Source organism: Acaryochloris marina S15 (assembly GCF_018336915.1).
GTDB classification, from domain to species: Bacteria; Cyanobacteriota; Cyanobacteriia; order Thermosynechococcales; family Thermosynechococcaceae; genus Acaryochloris; species Acaryochloris marina_A.
Map to the genome: position 1 here is coordinate 4,258,209 of NZ_CP064923.1, position 23,004 is coordinate 4,281,212.

Annotated in this window: 16 protein-coding genes; 7 read left to right on the forward strand and 9 right to left on the reverse strand. The window is 46.3% G+C overall.

Annotated features, from left to right (window positions below):
* Nucleotides 1-48: 48 nt before the first annotated feature.
* Together I1H34_RS19495 and I1H34_RS19500 are read left to right on the forward strand one after the other, a co-directional pair.
* Nucleotides 49-381 (forward strand): hypothetical protein, encoded by a 333-nt coding sequence (locus I1H34_RS19495; protein ID WP_212662630.1) that lies wholly within the window; start codon nucleotides 49-51, stop codon nucleotides 379-381.
* Between the two features lie 101 nt (nucleotides 382-482).
* On the forward strand, nucleotides 483-800 hold the full coding sequence (locus tag I1H34_RS19500) for a hypothetical protein (RefSeq protein WP_212662631.1): 318 nt from the start codon (nucleotides 483-485) through the stop codon (nucleotides 798-800).
* Between the two features lie 174 nt (nucleotides 801-974).
* Here I1H34_RS19500 and I1H34_RS19505 read toward each other — a convergent pair whose 3' ends face one another.
* On the reverse strand, nucleotides 975-1,589 hold the full coding sequence (locus I1H34_RS19505) for a 4Fe-4S single cluster domain-containing protein (protein WP_249369406.1): 615 nt from the start codon (nucleotides 1,587-1,589) through the stop codon (nucleotides 975-977).
* Nucleotides 1,590-1,622: 33 nt separating this feature from the next.
* The gene (locus I1H34_RS19510) at nucleotides 1,623-2,282 is read right to left on the reverse strand and encodes an alternative oxidase (protein WP_212662632.1); all 660 of its coding nucleotides are present in this window, start codon (nucleotides 2,280-2,282) and stop codon (nucleotides 1,623-1,625) included.
* Between the two features lie 227 nt (nucleotides 2,283-2,509).
* On the opposite strand from I1H34_RS19510, the gene I1H34_RS19515 reads away from it, so the two are divergent.
* Nucleotides 2,510-2,872, forward strand: coding sequence for a winged helix-turn-helix transcriptional regulator (locus I1H34_RS19515; RefSeq protein ID WP_396124655.1), 363 nt, complete (start codon nucleotides 2,510-2,512; stop codon nucleotides 2,870-2,872).
* A gap of 27 nt (nucleotides 2,873-2,899) precedes the next feature.
* Here I1H34_RS19515 and I1H34_RS19520 read toward each other — a convergent pair whose 3' ends face one another.
* The 5 genes from I1H34_RS19520 to I1H34_RS19540 form a co-directional block, all read right to left on the reverse strand.
* The gene (locus I1H34_RS19520) at nucleotides 2,900-3,808 is read right to left on the reverse strand and encodes an amino acid ABC transporter substrate-binding protein (RefSeq protein WP_212662634.1); all 909 of its coding nucleotides are present in this window, start codon (nucleotides 3,806-3,808) and stop codon (nucleotides 2,900-2,902) included.
* A gap of 797 nt (nucleotides 3,809-4,605) precedes the next feature.
* Nucleotides 4,606-5,004: a pentapeptide repeat-containing protein gene (locus I1H34_RS19525; RefSeq protein WP_212662635.1), complete on the reverse strand. Its 399-nt coding sequence runs from the start codon at nucleotides 5,002-5,004 to the stop codon at nucleotides 4,606-4,608.
* A gap of 100 nt (nucleotides 5,005-5,104) precedes the next feature.
* A complete protein-coding gene (locus I1H34_RS19530; RefSeq protein WP_315874845.1) occupies nucleotides 5,105-6,001 on the reverse strand; it encodes a metal ABC transporter permease in 897 nt (298 codons plus the stop codon).
* A 2-nt stretch (nucleotides 6,002-6,003) separates the two neighbouring features.
* Nucleotides 6,004-6,786, reverse strand: coding sequence for a metal ABC transporter ATP-binding protein (locus tag I1H34_RS19535; protein WP_212666348.1), 783 nt, complete (start codon nucleotides 6,784-6,786; stop codon nucleotides 6,004-6,006).
* Between the two features lie 40 nt (nucleotides 6,787-6,826).
* Nucleotides 6,827-7,807: a metal ABC transporter substrate-binding protein gene (locus I1H34_RS19540; protein WP_212662637.1), complete on the reverse strand. Its 981-nt coding sequence runs from the start codon at nucleotides 7,805-7,807 to the stop codon at nucleotides 6,827-6,829.
* Between the two features lie 887 nt (nucleotides 7,808-8,694).
* Between I1H34_RS19540 and cdf31 the strand changes: the two genes are divergently transcribed.
* Nucleotides 8,695-9,612 (forward strand): CDF family zinc efflux transporter Cdf31, encoded by a 918-nt coding sequence (cdf31, locus tag I1H34_RS19545; protein WP_212662638.1) that lies wholly within the window; start codon nucleotides 8,695-8,697, stop codon nucleotides 9,610-9,612.
* A gap of 64 nt (nucleotides 9,613-9,676) precedes the next feature.
* Here cdf31 and I1H34_RS19550 read toward each other — a convergent pair whose 3' ends face one another.
* On the reverse strand, nucleotides 9,677-12,406 hold the full coding sequence (locus I1H34_RS19550) for a GAF domain-containing protein (RefSeq protein WP_212662639.1): 2,730 nt from the start codon (nucleotides 12,404-12,406) through the stop codon (nucleotides 9,677-9,679).
* Between the two features lie 790 nt (nucleotides 12,407-13,196).
* Between I1H34_RS19550 and I1H34_RS19555 the strand changes: the two genes are divergently transcribed.
* The 3 genes from I1H34_RS19555 (at nucleotide 13,197) to I1H34_RS19565 (ending at nucleotide 16,359) form a co-directional block, all read left to right on the forward strand.
* Complete coding sequence (locus I1H34_RS19555) at nucleotides 13,197-13,859, forward strand: cofactor assembly of complex C subunit B (protein ID WP_212662640.1); 663 nt, start codon at nucleotides 13,197-13,199, stop codon at nucleotides 13,857-13,859.
* Nucleotides 13,859-14,410 carry a DUF456 domain-containing protein gene (locus tag I1H34_RS19560; RefSeq protein ID WP_212662641.1) on the forward strand — a complete coding sequence of 184 codons (552 nt, stop codon included), beginning with the start codon at nucleotides 13,859-13,861 and terminating at the stop codon, nucleotides 14,408-14,410. Before I1H34_RS19555 ends, I1H34_RS19560 begins: the two co-directional genes overlap by 1 nt.
* Before the next feature lie 266 nt (nucleotides 14,411-14,676).
* Nucleotides 14,677-16,359, forward strand: a complete 1,683-nt coding sequence (locus I1H34_RS19565) for an IS1634 family transposase (protein WP_212661850.1) — start codon at nucleotides 14,677-14,679, stop codon at nucleotides 16,357-16,359.
* A 116-nt stretch (nucleotides 16,360-16,475) separates the two neighbouring features.
* On the opposite strand, the gene I1H34_RS19570 is transcribed toward I1H34_RS19565, so the two are convergent.
* Entirely contained in the window at nucleotides 16,476-22,601 is a 6,126-nt protein-coding gene (locus I1H34_RS19570; protein WP_212662642.1) for a Calx-beta domain-containing protein, read from the reverse strand.
* Nucleotides 22,602-23,004: the final 403 nt, after the last annotated feature.

Genomic DNA, 23,004 nt, shown 5'->3' on the forward strand with positions numbered 1-23,004 from the left:
CTCGAACCCTTGCAACATAGATTCGTCTATTGAGTTCGGAGATTACAGATGGCCGTTGATCAACAACTTGTTTCCGAAATCAAGGCGCAATTGGAAGATGATATTTTGCACTTTGCATGGATACTCCAAATTGCACGCATACTAAAGCCAGACCGCACGAAATCTAACTGGCTCAACTCCGTCCTTGACTCTGTTACAGCACTCCACAGCAGTGGTGATATTGTTGTAGGAAACGCGCACACTGCCCATGGCATGGTATTGATTGAACCTTGGTCAGAAATGGGCCAAGACTTACGAACGCGAATGGAGTCCGAGATTGAAACATCGGGTGATCGCGAGTTTTGCTTTTGGATTCAACATGTAAAACCTTTCGCCAAATAACCCATGGATGGGCCAAGCAGGCTATTCTGACTTGATTCTCTTGTTCGCATCAATTCTCGGTCCGACTATCCTGAAAATTTGACCCAGCATACGGTGATGGTATGAGCAATAACCACAAATCGCGGACTAAGGAGGCAAGGTTACGTATTCAAGCCGTGCAGACGATCTTAAAACGTTGGGATCCGATGGATCTTGCACCCGGTGAATTTGCTCCAGCAGACGAGTACGACAGCTACGCTCCCCACATCGTGTCGCTGGTTTTTCAGGGTTACTCAGCTGAGCAGATACTGGAACATCTACAGAGATTGCGATCAGGCATGGTTTGTATGAGAGAAAATCCCCGGCATGACATAGAGATTGCAGGTGAGATTATCGCCACATTGCGTAACACCCTAGAAGGAAACGACCAGCAAACATAAGTTTAATCAGCAGGTATCTCGATGTTGGCATCCAACAGACGGAACTACCATTTGTTCAAGAAGCACTCAAACCTAGTGGTTGAGCTTTACTCTAATTTTGATGACCTGATGGCGGTGTCATTGGGTTCCATCCATTGATCAAACTACGGGCATCAAGAATTTTTTGGCCCAGCACTATAAGAAACACTCCAAATGGGCTTTATATAAGGAAAAATCTACCACTAGGTCTAGTTGCTCCAACAATGCTTGCGAACCTGCTGGAGCGTAGGGTGCCAACAATCGCTCTAGGGTAAATCCTGTGTAGGCCATCGTATTTAAACCTTCTGATTTCAAACGCTCTGCCAGTAAAGCGAGAGCTGGAGCTTGCCAAAAGGGTTCTCCTCCGACAAAGGTCACCCCCTCATTCTTGGGATTGCGAACAATGATGTGAAACATGCGATCAATCGATATCAACTCATTAATTTCAAATGACCAAGATTGAGGATTTTCACAATTAGAACAACCACGATGACATCCTTGCAACCACACTACCGCCCGACATCCTGGACCATTTTCTTCTGATGCATCCCAATATCCCATAACGTTCAAATAACCGGGTGGCACTGCAATCAGGGATAGTAAGGGATCTATTTTCTGGGTTGTCTCTATCATGTTCAGTACCGTTATAAGGGTATCTATAGTTGCGATCGCACCCATCATTCCTTGCCTAAATCTCCAATCAACCGCTTTGAGAACGCCTCTCTGAAAGTAGGGAAGGGCGACTAGGGTGAGTCGCCCAGAGCTGTTCATTCAAAGGAGATTGCAGCAATAGAAATCAGGGCGTTAAGATTCAGAGATCAGGGCAGGGTTATGGGGGCTGAGGTTACCCTGTGCTTCCACAGACTGGCAAGCCACCATTGTTTTCACATGCTCCATTTCATCATCGCGAATATTGATAAACACGTCATATAGGTTATCCACGGCAGGACGACGTTCCTCAGGGACACGAGCCGATTGAAACTCATCAAACATATAGAGATCGCCATCGCGATAATAGCTAACCGCTATCTGAGGTGCAGGTTGGACTTTGAGTTCCTCGGCATGATCATGGAGAAAGGAATTGTAAGTCTGATAGGCTTCCTGTTCGACTAACTCCATAAAATGGTAGGCCGAACGGGGTGACACCAAATAAAGCACCACAACAATCCAGTAGTACAGTAGCGCCACATGGCGAGCAAGAAACCGATCCATCCATTTTTTATCTCCACCCAACGCTTCCATAATCAGCAGATGATGGAGTTCATTCCAGGACTCAGCAAAGTGTACTTTCAGCCAATCGGCCCGTCGCCAAACCCCCAAGGTCTCATAAAAGTGGAGCACAGAGAGATAGGAAAAATAGGGAATTCGAGCCACCGTTTCTAGGACATAAAAACGCGGAATGGAGCGATCTCGATAGACCGTTTTTAAGACAAAGACCAGAACACCAACCAGTAGTCGAATCATGGACAAACGTTCCCTCTAGCTACTGATTGCATCCTGCCTGATCCCTCTGAAAGCGGCAAGATAGTTACCACAAGGCCCCCTTAGTTACCAAAAGTAAAAAGCTAGGGCCAGATCTACCCTTGATGTACTTCTGAACAAATTCTTAAATTTTGGATAATCAGCTCCCTATTCCTTGACGTACCCTCTAGAAACGTCAGGATGGAAGTGTACCCATCCTGGGGTGAATGATGGACGACACACAAAACTGTCTCAGCTCCTCCTGTCCGATTGAATATACCCTGGATAGAATTGGCGGCAAGTGGTCTATCCCCATTCTGCGAGAACTCTTTAGCAGTCCCCAACGCACCCATCAGCTCCAGTCAGCCCTACCTGGCATCAGTACCAAAACTCTGATGGTGCGGCTGCGAGATTTAGAGGATCATGGCCTCGTCGAACGGCAGGTATTTGCAGAGGTCCCGTTGCATGTGGAATATTCCATCACCGAAAAGGGGCAACAAATTCAGCCCGTCTTGGCAGCCCTCTACCAAGTCGGACAACAATGGCTGGAGCAAGAAGACTGCCATTGCCCTCTAAACGAAAAAGTCGGTTAGTTCACCTCTTCTCTCTAATGGCAAGCGTTACAGATCGCTTTCGGGAATCTCTTCCTTAAAATCAACCACGAGCTGCATCGCTTCGAGGACTAAGCCCCGTAAATCCTGGGTCAGAGGGACCTTTGCTTGGTCTCCAAACCAACGATCGAAGATCGACACATAGAACTCTTTACCTTGCAGATACCCTTGCATAAAGCGTACTAAGGAATAGTTGACCTGATCCGCAAACTGAGAGTTATTTTCAGGCACCATGCAGGCAATTCCTTCTTTAGAAAAATACCCAATAACATCGAACTTGTTGGGATCTTTAGCCGTTTGCAGCCAGGCATCCAGTAGAATTCCATCGGCGGCGAACGCATCTACCTGCCCTTGCTGAAGGGCCTTATATCCTTCTGCATGAGTTTTAACGATCACGACTTGGGCTTGGGGCTGAGCCCGACGGATGGCTGTTTCATTGGTGGTCGCGGCCAGAGCCGCAATTTTCTTGTTTGCCAGGTCAGCCGTTTCCCACGCCGCATTTTGCTGCTTCACTAGCAAGCGAGTGCCTGTCAGACTGTAACTCACAGAGAAATCAATTTGCTTATCTCGTTCCCAGGTATAACTACTCGCATCACAAACAATATCCACTTCACCTTGAACCAGTTTGGGAATCCGGTCTTCAGGGTTAATGGGCATCAGCTGGAGCTGAACCTCTCGTCCTAACTCCTTGGCTAACTGAGTTTGGATTAGCTTCAGCATATCAATCGAGTAGCCTTGCAATTGCCCTTGATCATCCGCAAATGCAAAGGGCTGTGCTTCTTGGCTAGTACCGGCAGTTAACGTACCTGTACGTTGCACTTTTTCTAAGACTGATTCGGCGGCAGCAAACTGTACTCCCAAGACGGTGAATAGAGCTGTTAGGGTAGCAATGGTTGCCGACTGACCGAGTATTTGCATTCTCCTAGAGGGACGTGGAGTGGAATCTTGATGAAGAGAATGGGGGTTTGGGGAGGGGCTGGGGGTGCCTAGTTTCATAACGATAAATAATGTCAATCCGTATTTTGAAGCTGAATACAACACTTCAGGAAGTGCAGGTGAATAACAAACTGTATACACAAAAGGAATACCTACCTTCAGGGCATTCCAAAGACATAAAGAACCTTGAACGCCAAACTACCAGCAATCCCTGAGCTTGAGAAGTCGAATGTCATGTTCTGTTACGAGGATGACAAGCATTGTTGAGCTAGCCCTTGCCTAGACAGAAAACAGCGCACTTATTTATATAAGTGCGCTTCACGTAAGAGATGTGTTTTGGTTGGTGCAAGTAATTTCATTATAAATAGATTTATCTATATCTCCAATAAAGTAATGATTGATTTTTATCTATATATCTACTAAAGTCCAGACACAGTTCTCAAGACATACTATATTGCCTCTCTAAAGAGATCGAATGTATCCAAGCCCTGATGACTTTGATGCTTTAGCCAGGATTTTATCAACACTCCATGTTTGGCCCAGGGTGAGAGTCGGTGTCAAACAACCTCAGGTCGGGGTAAGGTCTTTTTTGTAGTTGTTTTGCAAACTGTCTAGCCCCTAACTTATGCCAGGCTACAAGATCTCACTGTTCATCTAGGAGAATTAGTGTAGTTGAGTTGAGTGCGATCGCAACTGCAATACCATCCGCCAGATGAGCACCATCCATCGAGGCATCCAGCCTAAAACCTTACTATTAAAAGTTTATAGGCGTTGGCGGCCTAAGTAACTAAATGCATCTTCGCTGTTTCGGGATGAAAGCCGGTGGGAAAATGGGTATTGCGATCATAATCGGCGGCGGCTAATCGGGCATCGCCTAAATCAGCTTCTCTCAGATCCGTCCCCATCAGATTAGCCCCCCGCAGATCAGCTCCTTTAAGATTGGCACTTTGCAAAAAGGCTCCTCCCAGATCAGCGCCTCTAAGAGTGGAGCCTTGCAAATTGGCATCGCCCAGATCCACAGACTCTAAGTCAGCGCCCGCTAGATAAGCATCTTGAAGGTTGACCTCACTCAAATCCACTTCACTCAGGGAAATACCTCTTAAGTTAGCCCCTGCGAAATTCCGTTTCCCAGACAAATATTGGGCTAAAAAATCATCTCGGCCTATCACTACTTCCATAGTTAAACCTTTATCTATGAGCACTATCTTTGCAGACAGGGCAATGAGCAGGGTGAGATTTCACTGACCGATTTCACCCTAGAAATTTAAGTGTACCGAATCAATCCCGAGTCGGCGAGGGCAATGTAACGTTGGAAGTCTGATATTTTCGCTGCAATCGCTGGGCGATAATGCCATATTTAGGAGAGAAAAACATCGTCACAATAAATACCAGGGTTAAAAGAGTGACAATACTACCCCCCGTGGAAATATCCAAGTGATAACTAAGATAAGTGCCCATTACACAAGAGAACACACTACTGATCACTGAAATGATCAGCATATGGTCAAAGCGATCGCTCAATAAATAGGCAATTGAACCCGGCGTCACCAACATTGAAATCACTAAGATAATACCTGCGGTTTGCAGTGCCGTGACAATGGTCAGAGCTAGCACACACAGCAGGGTATAGTACATAGCTTGGGTATTCAGACCAATGGCTTTTGCATGGTTTGGATCGAAGCAGAATAGCATCAGATCTTTGCGCCGTAGCAGAATGACAACGAGGGTAATCGTCCCTGCAATCAAGGTTTGGATAATATCCTGTTGAGAAATTCCGAGGACATTACCAAAAAGGATATGGAATAGATCAATATTGCTGGGGATTTTGGTGATTAACACTAAACCAAAGGCAAAAAACCCGGTGAAGATCACCCCAATCACGGCATCTTCTTTCAGGCGAGTGTTGGACTTCACATAGCCGATGGCAACTGTAGCCCCAAACCCAAAGACAAACGCACCAATGGAAAAGGGGATATTCAGGGCATAGGCCACCACTACACCGGGTACCACTGCATGGGAAATGGCGTCTCCCATCAGGGACCAACCCTTAAGGGTGATGTAGCAGGAGAGTACGGCACACACTAAGCCCACAAAGGCACTCACCCAGATTGCTTGGACTAAAAATGCATACTGTAAGGGTTCGACAATCCAATTCCACAGCGGTATGGATGCCATGGTCATGCTTCTACCTCTGACTGCAGAGGGATTTGCTTTAGGCTCCGGATGGGCAAACCGCCAAAGGTCAGTGCAAGATTTTCTTCAGTAAAGGTTTCGGCGGTCGTCCCCGAGGCAAGAATCGTTTGATTGAGCAGGATGGTGCGATCGCAAAAAGTCGACACAGATGCCAGATCGTGGGTAGAAATCAAAATAGTGTGGTGTTCTTGACGCAATTGCAGCATCAGGTCAATGATGCTTTTTTCTGTCTTGACATCTACTCCTGTAAATGGCTCATCCAATAACATGACCTTGCTTTCTTGGGCCAAGGCTCGGGCTAGAAATGCGCGCTTTTTCTGGCCCCCTGATAGTTCTCCAATTTGACGATGGCGAAAATCAACCATACCGACTCGCTCAAGACTGGACATCACCAGCCGTCGATCCTTCGCAGAGGGCATCCGCAGCACATTCATATAGCCATAGCGTCCCATCATCACCACGTCGAAAACACTCACGGGAAAATTCCAGTCCACCTCATCGGCTTGCGGGACATAGGACATCAATTGTCGTTTTTGGGCCTTATGAACGGGCAAGCCCTGCACCCGGATGTGGCCTTGGGTGGGACGTAAAAACCCCATGATGGATTTGAATAGGGTTGATTTACCGCAGCCGTTGGGTCCTACCAAAGCGGTGATGGTTCCGGGTTCTACGGTGCAAGTCGCGTTGTAAAGAGCTAACCGGGCATTATTGTAGGTGACGCTCAGGTTATCCACGGTAATGCCGAAGGCTTGAGTTGTAGAATTCATCATCTTGACTAGTAATCGTTACCAAATATCTTGCGAACGTTCAGTTTTTGCGGCCAGCGAGTAAGCCGTTGGTTATCGTGCGAGCGTCATATTCCAGCAAATCTAAAAACGTGGGTACTGGCCCCTCTGCCGTTGAGAGGGAATCGACATAGAGATTGCCGCCAAACCGCACGCCTGTAGTTTTGGCCACCTGCTTTTGTCCTTCATCACTCACGGTACTTTCACAGAAAATCGTCGGTACATCATTCGACTTGACCTTTTTAATCACGCGTTGGACTTGCTTAGGAGTAAACTGCTGTTCTGCATTGATCGGCCACATATAAATTTCTTTCATGTCATAGTCCCGAGCCAGGTAAGAAAATGCGCCTTCACAGCTCACTAAATACCGTTGGCTGGCAGGAACTTTCTCTAGGTCTGCTTGTAGCTCATCATCAATAGCTTTGAGTTTCTTGCTGTAGGCTTCAGCATTGGCGTTGTAGGTTTCTTCATTTTCTGGATCGAGTTTCACAAATGCTTTGCGAATGTTTTCGACATACACCAGGGCATTGCGGGGTGACATCCAAGCGTGGGGATTGGGCTTATCGGAATAGGGGCCTTCCACAATCGGCATCGGTTCAATTCCCTCTGTCAGTAGCACCGAAGGGACATCTTTGACACTGCCCAGGAACTTCTCAAACCAGCGTTCCAGGTTCATGCCGTTGTAGAGAATCAAGTCGGCATCCTGGGCTTTAACCAAATCGCTAGGAGTGGGTTCATAGCCGTGAATCTCTGCACCAATACGAGTGACGGATTCTACGTTCAGCTTGTCACCGGCAACGTTGCGGGCCATATCAGCCAGAATCGTGAATGTTGTCAGTACCGTCTTTTTCCCATTCGCTTTTGCGGGTCGATTTTCATTTTCTGCAGTCTGCTCTTCAGGGTTCGTCGAAGGCCCGTCAGGGGCTGTGCAGCCGGTAAAAGCTAACCCAAATGCCAGGAGAGTGGCGAACACAACACTTCTTCGGAGAGGGATATTGGTCATGCAGTGAAAACTGTTTCATAATCATTTCATATTCTACTTCTATCCCAGCTAGAAGACAATTCTAGATTGCTTCACATATCTATATATTCTGGAGGTAGCATCTAGAATTAGCGCGCTATTTTAGCATCCAACAACAATGGAATACATTTGGCTCTAACAAGGTTCAGTCGTTAGATAAATCGGTGCAAATCCGTTGCTGCGCTGTCCCACAGATGTGATGAGGTCTGAGCATCAGAGTCAGAATGCCCGCCCAGCAATGATTCACTTTCACAACATCTACGAGATCTGGGGAATCAGTGTAAAAGTTGGGTTTTCCGTAGTTGGGAAACTCATATTTGTTTTTGGGCTCAGTACCGTTGCCAAGTTTGTCTACATTACAAGAGCTAGCCTGACGTTAACCCATCCTCCTTCAAGCGAAGAGATCCTTCCCCCTTCAAGCATGGAGGACAAAGAGGTAGACATTGCCATCACGGGAGAAATATTTAATCAACCCGTTTATGGGCCATTTCGATGAAAGGGGACTAGGCATCATTCTTCGCAAGTCTTAAAACACTTGGCAGTCACACTACTTTTACCTACTACTGATCCCATAAAGCACCAGAAATATGGCTTATTAATTAAAAGCAATATCAATAAGAGGGTTTTGCAGATCTACCCTTTTCAGACTGTTTCAATAAATTCCTCACTCACCGAGGCTTTGAAATCCTGTCACCACAATTAACTCATCTACTGCTCTATGCGTAAGAGTTTCGATGACCATAAATAATTTTTTGATTTAAATAAAAAAAAGAAGTTGTGGCTTCTACATATAGTTGCAATAAGCGGCCTTAATGACTGATGATTGATCTCAATAGCCGTTCTTAAATAAAAGCAGCCCTAGTAGGTTCATGACTATCGATAATCGCCAAGATGTGCGCAATGTGCTCGTCACTGTCTTGTTTTTAAATGTCACAGTGATGCTAATTAAGGCTGGCCTGGGATGGTGGACAGGGTCTTTGAGTTTATTCGCAGATGCACTGCATAGCATTACCGATAGTGCGAATAACGTGCTGGGATTAACCATGAATCGATTGGCATCCCCAGAACCCGATCGCGAGCATCCCTATGGACACCAAAAATTTGATGCCATTGGGGCGTTGGGTATCGCTGCTTTTTTAGGGATTGCTTGCTTTGAAATTTTAGAAGGGGCAGTGGGGAATCTCTTCAGCCAACAGTCTGATGTGGCAATGTCGCCTCAAGTCTTAGAACTATTGCTCGTGGTATTGGGCCTCAATATTATTGTGGCCGTTTACGAGCGTAGCGTTGGCGAGCGGGTGAACAGCAGCATTCTGTTATCGGATGCGCAACATACGATGAGCGATATTTGGGTCACCGGAATGGTGATGCTGGGCCTTGTCGGTGTGGGATTAGGATATCAATGGGTCGACGTGGTGTTGGCCTTCCCTGTCTGCGTTTTAGTATTTGCTAGCGGCTGGTCTGTATTGCAGCACAACTTGCCTTGGTTGGTGGATGAGATGGCCATTGCCCCAGAAGCGATTCATGACGCGGTGATTAATGTGCCTGGGGTGCTCAACTGTCACGATATAGCTTCTCGTGGGTTGTTGGGACGTCAGACCTTTATCGAGATGCACCTGGTGGTGGACTCAGATAGTGTCGAAGTGGCCCATGACATCACAGAAGAAGTGGAAGCCATTCTGGAGCAAAAGTATGCTCCTATACGGGCCACTATCCACATTGAACCCCGGTCTTATTCCTCCGAGCAGATTAGTTTTGGTGAAGTGCCGGCAACGGAGCAAGGCGTCTAATTGGAGGATTCTGGGGATTGACTCAAGGTGATGAGGCGATCGCGATCCTAAACAGCCCATCATCTTAAGTCTTCGTTTTGAGAGACAGAGCGTTATCAACCAGATTAGTAATTTGATCGAATTGAAACCCTCTAAATAGCTTCATCAGTTTCGTGGTCAACTTGGGATAGTCAGTCGTGATTTCTGCTAATTGTTGACTAACCCACTCCTCATCCAGTTCAATCGCCGCTTGTTGCAACTGAGTGAGCCATTCCACAGAATGCTGAGATAGCTGTAATTCCGCATCATGATCGCTTATTAGCGGAGTATCCTGGTCTTCGGGGAAAGTGATAGCTTGCCCCTGATCCTCCGACAAGAACTTCAGGTTGAGATGTTGAGCGAGTAGCTCAAATAACCTGCTGGGTTGATAGGGTTTGCACAGAAAATCATCACAGCCAGCTTCTTCGCATTCAGCTTGGGTATCTTCGAATACACTCGCTGTTACCGCAATAATAATGGTACGTGAAGCAGACATTTCTGTCCTGGAGACCGCACTCGGAGAAATAACATCAGCTTTCTGAGTACCCTGAGACTCTAGGGAACGAATGGCCCTGGTCGCCTCATAGCCATTCATGACAGGGAGTTGCCAATCCATCCAAATTATCTGAGGATGCCAGGCTTGCCAACAGTCGACGGCTGCTTGGCCATTTTCGACCGTCTGCACCTCAAATCCCACATCCGTCATCAGCTGCTTTAGAATTTGCCGATTCTCTAAATTATCTTCAACAATGAGCATGCGGATGGGAGCTTGGTCAGGAGCAAGGCCTGTCACATTCGTATAGCGATGTTCTTCAACCTCATCCGTATCTGGAATCACCACAGGAATCTGCACCAATACGGTCGTCCCCTGTCCTGGCTGACTCTGGACCTGAATATCACCCTTCATCAGGTGGATGAAGTGACGACAAATCGCCAGGCCTAACCCTGTGCCGTCTTGTGAGCGTTGCCCCGATGGCGTTTGGATAAAGGCTTCAAAAATACCAGCGAGTTGGTTGTTCGCTATTCCTATTCCCGTATCTTCAACTTCAAAGCATAGAGAAAGGTTAGGTTGAGGGTTCTCTTGATGGGAAGTCAACGACTCGGGTGAGGGCTGGGTAAAAGCCCTCAAGGTAACGGAGCCAACATCTGTAAAGTTCAAGGCGTTGGTCAGCAGATTAATTAACACTTGCCTGAGCCTGCTTTCATCAATACGGATATAGGGTGGTAATTGGCTTGATTTTTGGATGTTTAGAACTAATCCCTTCGATTTGGCTTTCAAGGCAAACATTTCTTGCAGGGAATCTAGCAGGTGGAGGAGGTCACAGTTCTGAAGATTGAGAGATATTTTTCCCGCTTCAATCTTGGACATATCCAAAACATCATTGATTAAATTCAGCAGATGAGAGCCGCTCCGATTAATGGTGTTAAGAGTTTGTTTCTGTTCAATGGTCAGGTTTTCATCCCGAGCTAGGAGTTGGCTAAACCCCAAAATGGCATTGAGGGGGGTTCTTAACTCATGGCTCATATTGGCTAAAAAAGCACTTTTTGCCTGATTCGCAGCTTCTGCTTTATTCTTTGACTCTCGCAGTTGGTTGAGTAGTTCTGACTGTTGCAAAGCCACCCCCAACTGGGCACCCGCTTGTTTCAGGAGGTACAGCTCTACCTGGTGCCATGAACGAGGCTGGTGGAGTTGGTATGCCGCTAATAACCCCCAGAGGGTTTCACCGATAAAAACGGGGACAACCATATAGGCTCTAATCTGAAACCATTCCAGGATCTCTATGTGGCAGTCTGTATAGGATTGTTGGTAAATATCAGTAACCACTGTCGTGGCATTATCTCGGTATTTCCCACCCTGATTTTCCTGTAAATAAGTATCCTGCCAGGTGGTCGGCACATCTATTTCTGATAGGGGCGATAGGTTGGGCGCGGTGGCCTCAACCAGAAATTTCCCGGACCAATCTGGAAAGAATTGGTAGACGACGACGCGATCGCATCCCAAAGACTCACGTACATCATGGGTCGTTGCCCGAAAAATATCCTCAATATCTAAACTTTGGCGAATCCGCAGAACAATTTCAGCAATATTGCGCTCATACCTGGCTTTCCAAGCCTCTTGTTCTTTCTGCACCTCAACTTGCTGGAGGGCAATTTGTAATTGTTGGGATTTACCCAATGCCTGCTCATACAATTCTGCTTGATTTAGAGCGATACCGAGCTGAATCGCAATTTGCTCCATAAATTCTATTTCTGAGAATAGCCATACCCGAGGTCCTGAGCACTGATGCAGACATAGCAATCCCCAGAGCTGATCGCCTTGAAGTAGGGGAAGAACTAAGGTGGCCCGAACTTGAAACCGCTCATAAATCTGAATATGGCAATCACTTAGACCCGCCGTATAAATATCAGAAACTGCAAATACTCGACCCAATTGATATTTATCAGCGTAATTCTCGCTAAAGCGATCATCTGTTACTCGCGCAGCCACTACGGAGTAATAGACTGGAACAACTTTTTCTGCTACAAAAACACCTTGTCTATAATCGGTGGCAGGATCGAACTGAAAAATAGCAACTCGATCTGTTTTTAGTACATCTTGAATTTTGTCAACAGCAATCTGAAAGATGGTATTGGTATCGAGCTTTTTCTGAATCTCATTAGTCACCTCTCTCAATAAAGTAGATTGCTGCAGCAACGTTTCTAACTGGATGTCACAGCTTAGAGTCTCTTCTTCATCTTGGGGTAGATGGAAAGGGTCAGGTGCAGATCCAGTCATATTTAAGATCTCTCCATCACAGGTAGTTGAGGATCGAGAACACTTCAGGTTTAACTGTGATCATGACCACCCTAATATTGCTTAAACGACTTAACGCATCTCTATCAGGAGCATCTAATTTATAAGCTATATATAAGAACTTCACTCGGCAATCAGAAAAGCCATTAAAAAAAAGTTAGCTATATCGCCAACCTGACAATCAGCATTTTAAAACTAAAATTCTCCACAAAAAGAGATCATATATATAGTTTTGCCACTGAAAAATTAATCAATTCATAACAACTTAATAAGATCCTTACCTTGCATTAAGCAGTGCACATTCTAGCTTGTTTTATTGAATTTGAGTAGAGACAATCTACTAGATAGACAAAGATTTCACTAAAAATTTTTATGCCAGAAATCTTTGTCTTCTAGCCTTAACATCAACCACCTATCTGTCCTATCTAAATACTCCTCACCAAGCTAAGATTTTTACTTTAAATCTGGCTTAAAATCTCCAACATCAAGCATTATCAATTAGCATCTAAATCAACTGAAGAGTTGAAAGTCAGTCCATGCACAATTGATAGGTGTGATAAAAATACGCTTTACCAAATCTCAGTCGATCAACCTGTGCCTAATCAACGAGGCTGATAGGGTACACATCAAGTCGAAACAGCATTGTAGGGAATGAGAAGCAATACACCTCTATCCAGGAAAACGCAGTACTGATATTCCACCAAGACTGGAACAACACACTTTCCCCAACGGATTACTATAAAGGTAGTCCTGACGTTGCCATTAAAAAGGGATGCCTCAATCTGATCCCAATCGAATACTACGTTTACTACCCTTTGTTGTCGGAGGACTGGGGGGTACTTTACTCATGGTTAATCGCCTCCTTACCCCCAGTTTGACGACATCCCAGGCCCGCTCTGATGCCGTCGGCGTCATTATCAGTGCCGTATTGATTCTGACTGGATTGCTCTGGCAGCGAGTTCAACCGCGATCACCCGAGGCCGTCGAGCTGATCGGAGAGCAGGGCATTGAGTTTGCACCTAATTTATCAGAAACGGCTAAAACCGAGTTGGCATGGGCTTCTCATATCCTGCTCACCAATACCGTTACCAAATCTGTGGTGATTTGGTATCGCGATCAGGTATTGCTCCGACGAGGGGTATTAGGACCCATCTCAACGGTGAAACCTGGTGCCATTGTTGAGCGGGTTTTGAGCACCGAAAAAGCGGTCTATTTAGTCGCCCTAAAGCTTTACCCAGGCAGGGTTGAGTTCGATTATCTTCCTGAAAATACTCAGGGCGTGATCTGCCAGCCCATTGGTAACGAAGGCGTCCTTATTTTAGGCGCCAATGTCCCCCGCAGCTACACCAATCAGGACGAAGCATGGGTAAGTGCGATCGCAGATAAATTAGACAATACTCTTAGCCAACAAGAATCAACCCCCATCTCTGGATAATGTCTGTGGACTTTTTAAGCGCGCTCCAAGACCAGCAAATCATTCTGTACTGGATCCTAATCGCCGTCATGATCGTCGGCGTTATCGGCTCCGTTGTACCTGCTTTGCCGGGATCTAGTCTGGTGTTAGTCGCCATTTTGCTGTGGGGCTTAGTGGTAGGCTTTGGCAAAATTGGCGTGGCATTGGGGGTAGCCATCGCTGTCCTCGTTGTCAGTACAGCCGTAGATTTTCTAGCAACCTTTTGGGGAGCGAAAAAAGCCGGGGTTAGCCGGTGGGGGCAAATTGGCGCAATGGTAGGTTTAGTAGCGGTTTTATTCGGTCTTTTACCCCCTGCTCTAGTGGTAGGTGGTCCCATTATCGGTCTACTGATTGGGCCGTTTATTGGTGCGTTTATTGGCGAGTTTTTATATCGGCGCAACTTCAAACAAGCCCTAAAAGCCTCAGTAGCAGTCGTTGCTAGCTCTTTGATTGGTAATTTAATTCAGGGAGTATTGGCTCTAGGAGCAGTCATTGTCTTCCTTCTCACAACATGGTCAAGTGTTATGGGTTGAGATACGACCCAGACAAGCACAACTGTTCAAGCATCTTGCACAACAGGCTGATGACACGACCCATATTGAGCAGAACAAGCAGGGAAGCCTGATCACCACTTACGAGAATTAGTAGATGCTGGTTGATGTAGATTAATACATCTGCAAGAAGCTAGATAGTTCTGAAAGCTTCACCCATAAAACACACACTCTTTTAGATAGAACCGACATTCAGCAGGTACTAACCATCAAGGGATAATTTTGAGGTTGTCTCTCAACGCAAGTCCATGTATTCACCTCAAGAGATAGACGTTCAGGATATTGACCATCTCGGTATTATTGCCGGTATCGTCGATGAGATCGGCATTGTCGAAATAGTGGATCGATTATTAGGTACTCACGAGCAAGAGAATGTTAGTTGTGGTCAAGTTGTCAAAGCCCTGATTCTAAATGGTATGGGCTTTTTGAGTGCTCCATTGTACTTATTTAGTGAGTTTTTCGAAAGCAAAGCAACCGAGCACTTACTCGGTCAAGGTGTACTGCCAGAGCACCTCAACGATACCCGTATCGGTCGAGTCCTCGACAAGCTCTATGCCTATGGTGTGACCCAGATATTTATCCATGTGGCAATGGCAGTCGTTCAGAAATTCGATGTAGCTCTAAGGTGTGCGCATCTAGATGCGACAAGCCTTAGTGTTGAGGGGCAATACTTAGATAAACCACAGGTTGAGGCGTCAGACGAATCCCCCTCTGCACCTGAGTCCCCCTCCCCTGCACTGGCTGAATCAGAGGAGCCGATACCCGTGAAAATCACCTACGGCTACTCACGGGACAATCGTCGTGATCTCAAGCAGTTTGTATTGAACCTACTGGTGAGTGGGGACGGGGGTATTCCTTTATTTTTACAAGTGGGCAACGGTAATGATGCGGACAAAAGTACGTTTGTGCCTATCATCCATGAATTTAAGCAACAGTGGAGTCAGCAACAGCCAGAGGTGATTGTTGCTGATAGTGCCCTCTACAGTGCCGACAATCTGCAAGCATTAGGAAGTACATCTTGGATTAGCCGAGTTCCAGCAAGTTCAACGGCAGCCCAAGACTTATTACAAGGGCTGCCGGGTTCACAGTTTCACCCCAGTGCTCTCAACGGCTATAGCTTTGTCGAAGTATGTAGTACCTATGGAGAGATTCAACAACGGTGGCTGGTGGTTGAAAGTAAAGCTCGCAGAGACTCTGGACTCAAACAAGTGCAAAAGCGGATTGATCAGGCGTTTAGCCAAAAAACTACTGCACTTAAAACCCTCTGCAAACAGACCTTCTTGTGCCCTGCAGATGCTTTAGCTGCAGCCCAAGATTTTGGCAAAATCCTCAGGTATCACACCCTTGACGATCTCAAAATCCACAAAAAACCTCATTATTCAAAGGCTGGACGACCGACAAAAGCAACGGTTGTGACTCACTACACCTATTCTATTGAGGCTACCTTAACCCTCAATGAGCCAGTCATCGAACGCTATCGGCGGCAAGCAGGTCGTTTCATCTTAGCCACCAATCTCTTGGAACAAGAGCAATGGAGCAATGATGATATTCTGCGCGAGTATAAGAACCAGCAGGCGTGTGAAGGAGGCTTTCGCTTTATCAAAGATCCACTCTTCTTTGCCTCTAGTGTTTTCCTGAAGACACCTCGGCGTATCGCTGCCTTAGCCATGATCATGGCCTTGTGTTTGATGGTCTACAGCTTAGGACAACGACAGTTAAGAAATGCACTAGAACAAGTACAAACAACTCTCCCTAATCAGAAGGGGAAACAAACTATGAAACCTACGTTACGTTGGATTCTCCAATGCTTTCAGGCCGTCCATTTAGTTTGGCTTGATGGTGCCAAGCATCTCATCAAGCTCAACAGCAGGCAGCAACTTATCTTGCCGTTCCTTGGGAAGGGCTGTAAAAAATATTATCTGCTCTGCTAGCTAGCCTGCTGAATGTAGGATAGAAGAATTCCAAGTTCTACGGAGACCTTAAAATTCTTCTACTATTTTCAGATCATGAATCTGAGCTAATCACGATTATTCGTCACTTCTAACTCTCAAGCTTGTCGAGGATTCTCAATCACCATAAATACATTTGCATTGAGTAAGTCTGCACCGACCCCTGTAAAGAAGGCCAGCTGATCGCCCGTACTTGCAACGCTTACCAAGGAACTGTGCCCTACAGATGTAATCTTGAGGTCATCAAATGAGAGCTGTTCGGCCATCAAGCTCACCTTGTCAACTGCCCCATCAAAATCGGCAATGACATCTCTCCCTTTCCCAGGTTCAAGGACAAAAGTATCTGACCCAGCTCCACCAACCAGCAGATCTTTACCGTTTCCACCTCGTAATAAATCATGACCATCGCCACCAAGGAGATAGTCACGACCATGGCCTCCTAGCAACTCATCATCACCTGATCCTCCCTTGAGAGTATCCTCGCCCCCATTGCCCTGAATATGATCATCACCACCACGCCCAAGCAGAAGATCGTCACCTCGAAGCCCTCTTATGGTGTCATCTCCATCCATACCGACAAGCCTGTCATGGCCATGAGTCCCATGCAGAACTTTGCCAGAGCTAGTATTTTCTTCGCCATCCCCAGAGTTATTCTCATTACTCTCATCTGCGTCATCATCCGAATCATTGTCTTCATTCAAGAAGTCATCATTCAAAATAGTTGTGGTAGCAGAATCAGTACTGATGGTTGCGGTGCCAGGAGCAGTGGCATTCGCAAGGGACACCACAATAGTTTCATCAGGTTCTACATGCGTGTCGCCTAATACATCAAGGGTGATAGTTTTGCTAGTTTCATCGACACCAAAATTGATCGTGCCAGTTAAACCAGCAGCGCCACTCGTGCCCCCAATATTATTGAAATCTTCGGAATTGGTCGCTGTGCCACCAAAAGTAAAGTCAACACTGCTAGCGTTTTGAGTAGAGCCAGTGCGGGTGACCGTGAAGGTGACTTGCTGGGCACCATTATCTCCTTCAGTAAGACTGACTGCACTTGTTGCGATGGAATAGTCAATATCAGCAAGTGGGGGCGGCGGAGCATCATCGTTCAAGATAGTTGTAATAGCAGAGTCAGTACTAATGGTTGCTGTGCCAGAAGCAGTCCCATTGGCAAGGGACACAATGATGGTTTCATCGGACTCAATAGTAGTGTCGCCCAAGACATCTAAGGTGATCGTTTTGCTGGTTTCATCTGCACCAAAATTAATAGTCCCAGTTAGTCCTGAAGCACCACTGCTTCCACCAATGTTGTTGAAATCTTCAGCGTTAGTTGCTGTGCCACCCAGTGTAAAGTCGATGCTGCTGGCATCTTGAGTCGCACCTGTTCGGGTCACTGTGAAGGTAACTTGTTGTGCCCCACTATCTCCTTCTGTGACCGTGACTGCACTCGTCGCTATAGCGTAATCAATATCAGCGGGTGGAGGGGGTGCAGTGTCATCATTCAAGATGGTTGTGGTAGCAGAGTCAGTACTGATGGTTGCGGTACCAAGGGCAGTCCCATTGGTAAGGGACACAATGATAGTTTCATCTGGCTCAATAGTAGTGTCGCCCAAAACATCTAGGGTGATCGTTTTACTAGTTTCATCAGCTCCAAAATTGATCGTTCCAGTTAATCCAGAAGCACCACTGCTTCCACCAATATTATTGAAATCTTCGGAATTGATCGCTGTGCCACCAAAACTGAAATCAATGCTGCTGGCATCTTGCGTGGCACCTGTTCGAGTCACTGTGAAGGCAACTTGTTGTGCTCCACTATCTCTTTCTGTGACCGTGACTGCACTCGTTGCTATAGCGTAATCAATATCAGCAGGCGGGGGAGGTGGTGCATCGTCATTCAAGATGGTTGTGGTAGCAGAGTCAGTACTGATGGTTGCAGTACCAGGAGCAGTGGCGTTTGAAAGGGACACCACAACAGTCTCATCGGGCTCAATATCCGTATCACCTAGAACATCAAGAGTGATGGTTTTGCTGGTTTCATCTGCACCAAAATTAATCGTTCCAGTTAATCCAGAAGCACCACTGCTTCCACCAATATTATTGAAATCTTCGGAATTTATTGCTGTGCCACCAAGTGTAAAGTCGATACTGCTAGCATCTTGAGTCGCACCTGTTCGGGTCACTGTAAAGGTAACTTGCTGTGCCCCACTATCTCCTTCTGTGACTGTGACTGCACTTGTCGCTATGGCGTAATCAATATCAGTCGGTGGAGGGGGTGCAACGTCATCGTTCAAGATAGTTGTGGTGGCAGTATCAGTACTAATGGTTGCGATGCCAGAAGCAGTTGCGTTTAAAAGGGACACCACAACAGTCTCATCAGACTCAATATCCGTATCACCCAAAACATCTAAGGTGATCGTTTGACTAGTTTCATCTGCACCAAAATTGATAGTCCCAGTTAAACCAGAAGCACCACTAGTTCCACTAATATTGTTGAAATCTTCAGTGTTAGTTGCTGTGCCACCAAGTGTAAAGTCGATGCTGCTGGCATCTTGAGTGGCACCTGTTCGGGTGACAGTAAACGTGACTTGTTGAGAGCCACTATCCCCTTCCGTGACAGTAACTGCACTTGTCGCTATGGCGTAATCAATATCAGCTGGTGGAGGGGGCGCAGTATCATCATTCAAGATAGTTGTGATGGCAGAGTCAGCGCTGATGGTTGCGGTGCCAGGAGCAGTGGCATTGGCAAGTGAAACCACAACAGTCTCATCTGGCTCAATATCCGTATCACCCAAAACATCTAGGGTGATAGTTTGACTAGTTTCATCTGCACCAAAATTGATAGTCCCAGTTAAACCAGAAGCACCACTGCTTCCACCAATGTTGTTGAAATCTTCAGTGTTAGTTGCTGTGCCACCAAGTGTAAAGTCGATACTGCTGGCATCTTGAGTCGCACCTGTCCGAGTCACTGTGAAGGTAACTTGTTGTGCTCCACTATCTCCTTCTGTGACAGTAGCTGCACTCGTTGCTATAGCGTAATCAATATCAGCAGGGGGAGGTGGTGCAACGTCATCGTTCAAGATGGTTGTGGTGGCAGTATCAGTACTAATGGTTGCTGTGCCAGAAGCAGTCCCATTCGCAAGGGACACAATGATGGTTTCATCGGACTCAATATCCGTATCACCTAGAACATCTAGGGTGATAGTTTTGCTGGTTTCATCCGCACCAAAATTGATAGTTCCAGTTAAACCAGAAGCACCACTAGTTCCACTAATATTGTTGAAATCTTCAGTGTTAGTTGCGGTGCCACCAATCGTAAAGTCAATGCTGCTGGCATCTTGAGTCGCACCTGTCCGAGTCACTGTGAAGGTAACTTGCTGTGCTCCACTATCTCCTTCTGTGACCGTAACTGCACTCGTCTCGATGGCGTAATCAATATCAGCTGGTGGAGGGGGAGCAACATCATCGTTCAAGATGGTTGTGGTAGCAGTAGCAGTACTGATGGTTGCTGTACTAGGAGCAGTAGCATTAGCAAGTGACACAACAATAGTTTCGTCAGGCTCAACAGTAGTGTCACCTAGAACATCAAGGGTAATCGTTTTACTGGTTTCACCCACACCAAAATTAATCGTGCCAGTTAAGCCTGAAGCACCACTGGTGCCACCAATATTGTTGAAATCTTCCGTATTGGTTGCTGTGCCGCCAATCGTAAAGTCGATACTACTAGCAGCTTGAGCAGCAGCTACCTGAGCGAATGCACTGCTAGTAGATTGAATAGCACCTGTTCCTGTTTGAGTGACTGTAGCGTTAGCAACCTGAGTGATCTCTGTTCGAGTGATGGTGAAGGTGACTTGTTGGGCACCACTATCTCCCTCAGTGAGCGTTACGGCACTCGTCGCTATAGCGTAATCAATATCAGCAGTTGGAGGGGGCGCAATGTCATCATCAGTAATAATCAAGGTGCTACTGGTATTGGAAAATCCGATGGCCGATGCACTAATCATGACGAGTTGATTCCCATCAACTACAACATCATCCACTCCATTGATAGCGAATTGGACTGAATTTTGGCCATCGAGAATAGTGACTTGAGCTGGTACTGATGCTTCAGTAACATCATTGCTAGCTAGATCAACCGTTAAATCACCAATCGTTGAATTCCGAGTCAATGTTGCGGTAGCTATACCACCATTTTCTGAAATGCTATTGGGGCTAATACTTAAACTCAGAGAAGGCGAAGAGGCCCCACCAAAATTCAAGATATAGTTCCCAGTTGTATCACCCACACCATCAACAAGCAGCGTGTAGGTTCCGGCATTCTGAATCTGAAAGTTCTCTATTGAAACGTCTCTAGCGTTCAGTGGTGAGCTTTGCTCGTCTAAAACAGTCGTACCATTCGCATCCAACAATCGAATTCGGACTCGGCCTCCCGTTAAATTATCGACAAAGGCTTCTATCAGGTCGCCAGATTGAGCGGTAAAGGTATAAGCTTCTCCATCACCGGCAAAGTCGAGAGATGATGCGACGACTTGGTTGTCCGCTATAGTTTGAGCGTTCTCTGTAAAGTTGGTCAGACCTACGGTGTAGTTACCGGTGGCATCTCCCACCCCATCGACTAACAGGGTGTACTGACCTGTTGATGCAATGGCAAATGGGAGTGATGTTAATTCTCCAACACCAACGTCTCTAGCGTTCAGTGGTGAGCTTTGCTCGTCTAAAACAGTCACGCCATTCGCATCCAACAATCGAATTCGGACTCGGCCTCCTGTCAAATTATCAACAAAGGCTTCAATTAAGTCACCGGATTGAGCGGTAAAGGTATAAGCTTCGCCATCACCGGCGAAGTCGAGAGATGATGTGACAACTTGGTTGTCCGCTATGATCTGGGAGTTCTCTGTAAAGTTGGTCAGACCTACGGTGTAGTTACCGGTGGCATCTCCCACCCCATCGACTAACAGGGTGTACTGACCTGTTGATGCAATGGCAAATGGGAGTGATGTTAATTCTCCAACACCAACGTCTCTAGCGTTCAGTGGTGAGCTTTGCTCGTCTAAAACAGTCACGCCATTCGCATCTAACAATCGGATGCGAACTCGGCCTCCTGTCAAATTATCGACAAAGGCTTCTATCAGGTCGCCTGCCTGAGCGGTAAAGGTATAAGCTTCGCCATCACCGGCAAAGTCAAGAGATGATGTGACAACTTGGTTGTCCGCTATGATCTGGGAGTTCTCTGTAAAGTTGGTCAGACCTACGGTGTAGTTACCGGTGGCATCTCCCACCCCATCGACTAACAGGGTGTACTGACCTGTCGATGCAATGGCAAATGGGAGTGATGTTAATTCTCCAACACCAACGTCTCTAGCGTTCAGTGGTGAGCTTTGCTCGTCTAAAACAGTCACGCCATTGGCATCTAACAATCGGATGCGAACTCGGCCTCCTGTCAAATTATCGACAAAGGCTTCTATCAGGTCGCCTGTCTGAGCTGTGAAGGTATAGGCTTCTCCATCACCAGCAAAGTCGAGAGATGATGTGACAACTTGGTTGTCCGCTATAGTTTGAGCGTTCTCTGTAAAGTTGGTCAGACCTACGGTGTAGTTACCGGTGGCATCTCCCACCCCATCGACTAACAGGGTGTACTGACCTGTTGATGCAATGGCAAATGGGAGTGATGTTAATTCTCCAACACCAACGTCTCTAGCGTTCAGTGGTGAGCTTTGCTCGTCTAAAACAGTCACGCCATTCGCATCCAACAATCGAATTCGGACTCGGCCTCCTGTCAAATTATCAACAAAGGCTTCAATTAAGTCACCGGATTGAGCGGTAAAGGTATAAGCTTCGCCATCACCGGCAAAGTCGAGAGATGATGCGACGACTTGGTTGTCCGCTATAGTTTGAGCGTTCTCTGTAAAGTTGGTCAGACCTACGGTGTAGTTACCGGTGGTGTTTCCTACGCCAGCCACCACAAGCGTATACTGACCTGTTGCTGCAATGGCAAATGGTAGCGAGGTCAATCCAATACCAGCATCTCGAGCGTTCAAGGGTGAGCTTTGCTCTTCTAGAACAGTCACACCATCTGAATCTAGTAGCTGAATTTGGACTCGGCCTCCCGTCAAATTATCGACAAAGGCTTTAATCAAGTCTCCTGCTTGGGCGGTGAAGGTATAACTTTGAGTGTCTCCTATCGAGGCAATACTTGCAGCAAGGCTTTGGTCATCATTTATAGGAGGCATTTTTCTACCTAAGATAAGTTTTTATTTTTTTGCAAAACCTCAGATGCAAATGAACTTAGCTTCATCTACATCCAGTATTCAAAATTCACATGCCATCAGATTCCCAAGGTCTAAAATCAGCATATGATTATCGCTACTCAATGACTTCCTGAGATAATCAACAGAGCATCAAAGCTAAGGTGGGAAGATTCCTAAATAGTTATAAATTGAGACATTCATGGATAAAAAGCCAAGTCCTGATAGCTGGGCACAAAAACCACCTAAGCTAGACTAGCAATTGGTTACACTTATCAATTTCAGCACTAAGAACAACATCTTAGGCTTATCTATTGACACAGATAGCTAAGCTAGAGACGTGCGAGATCTATTGATAACAATAGCTTCTACGAAATACTTTCCTTAA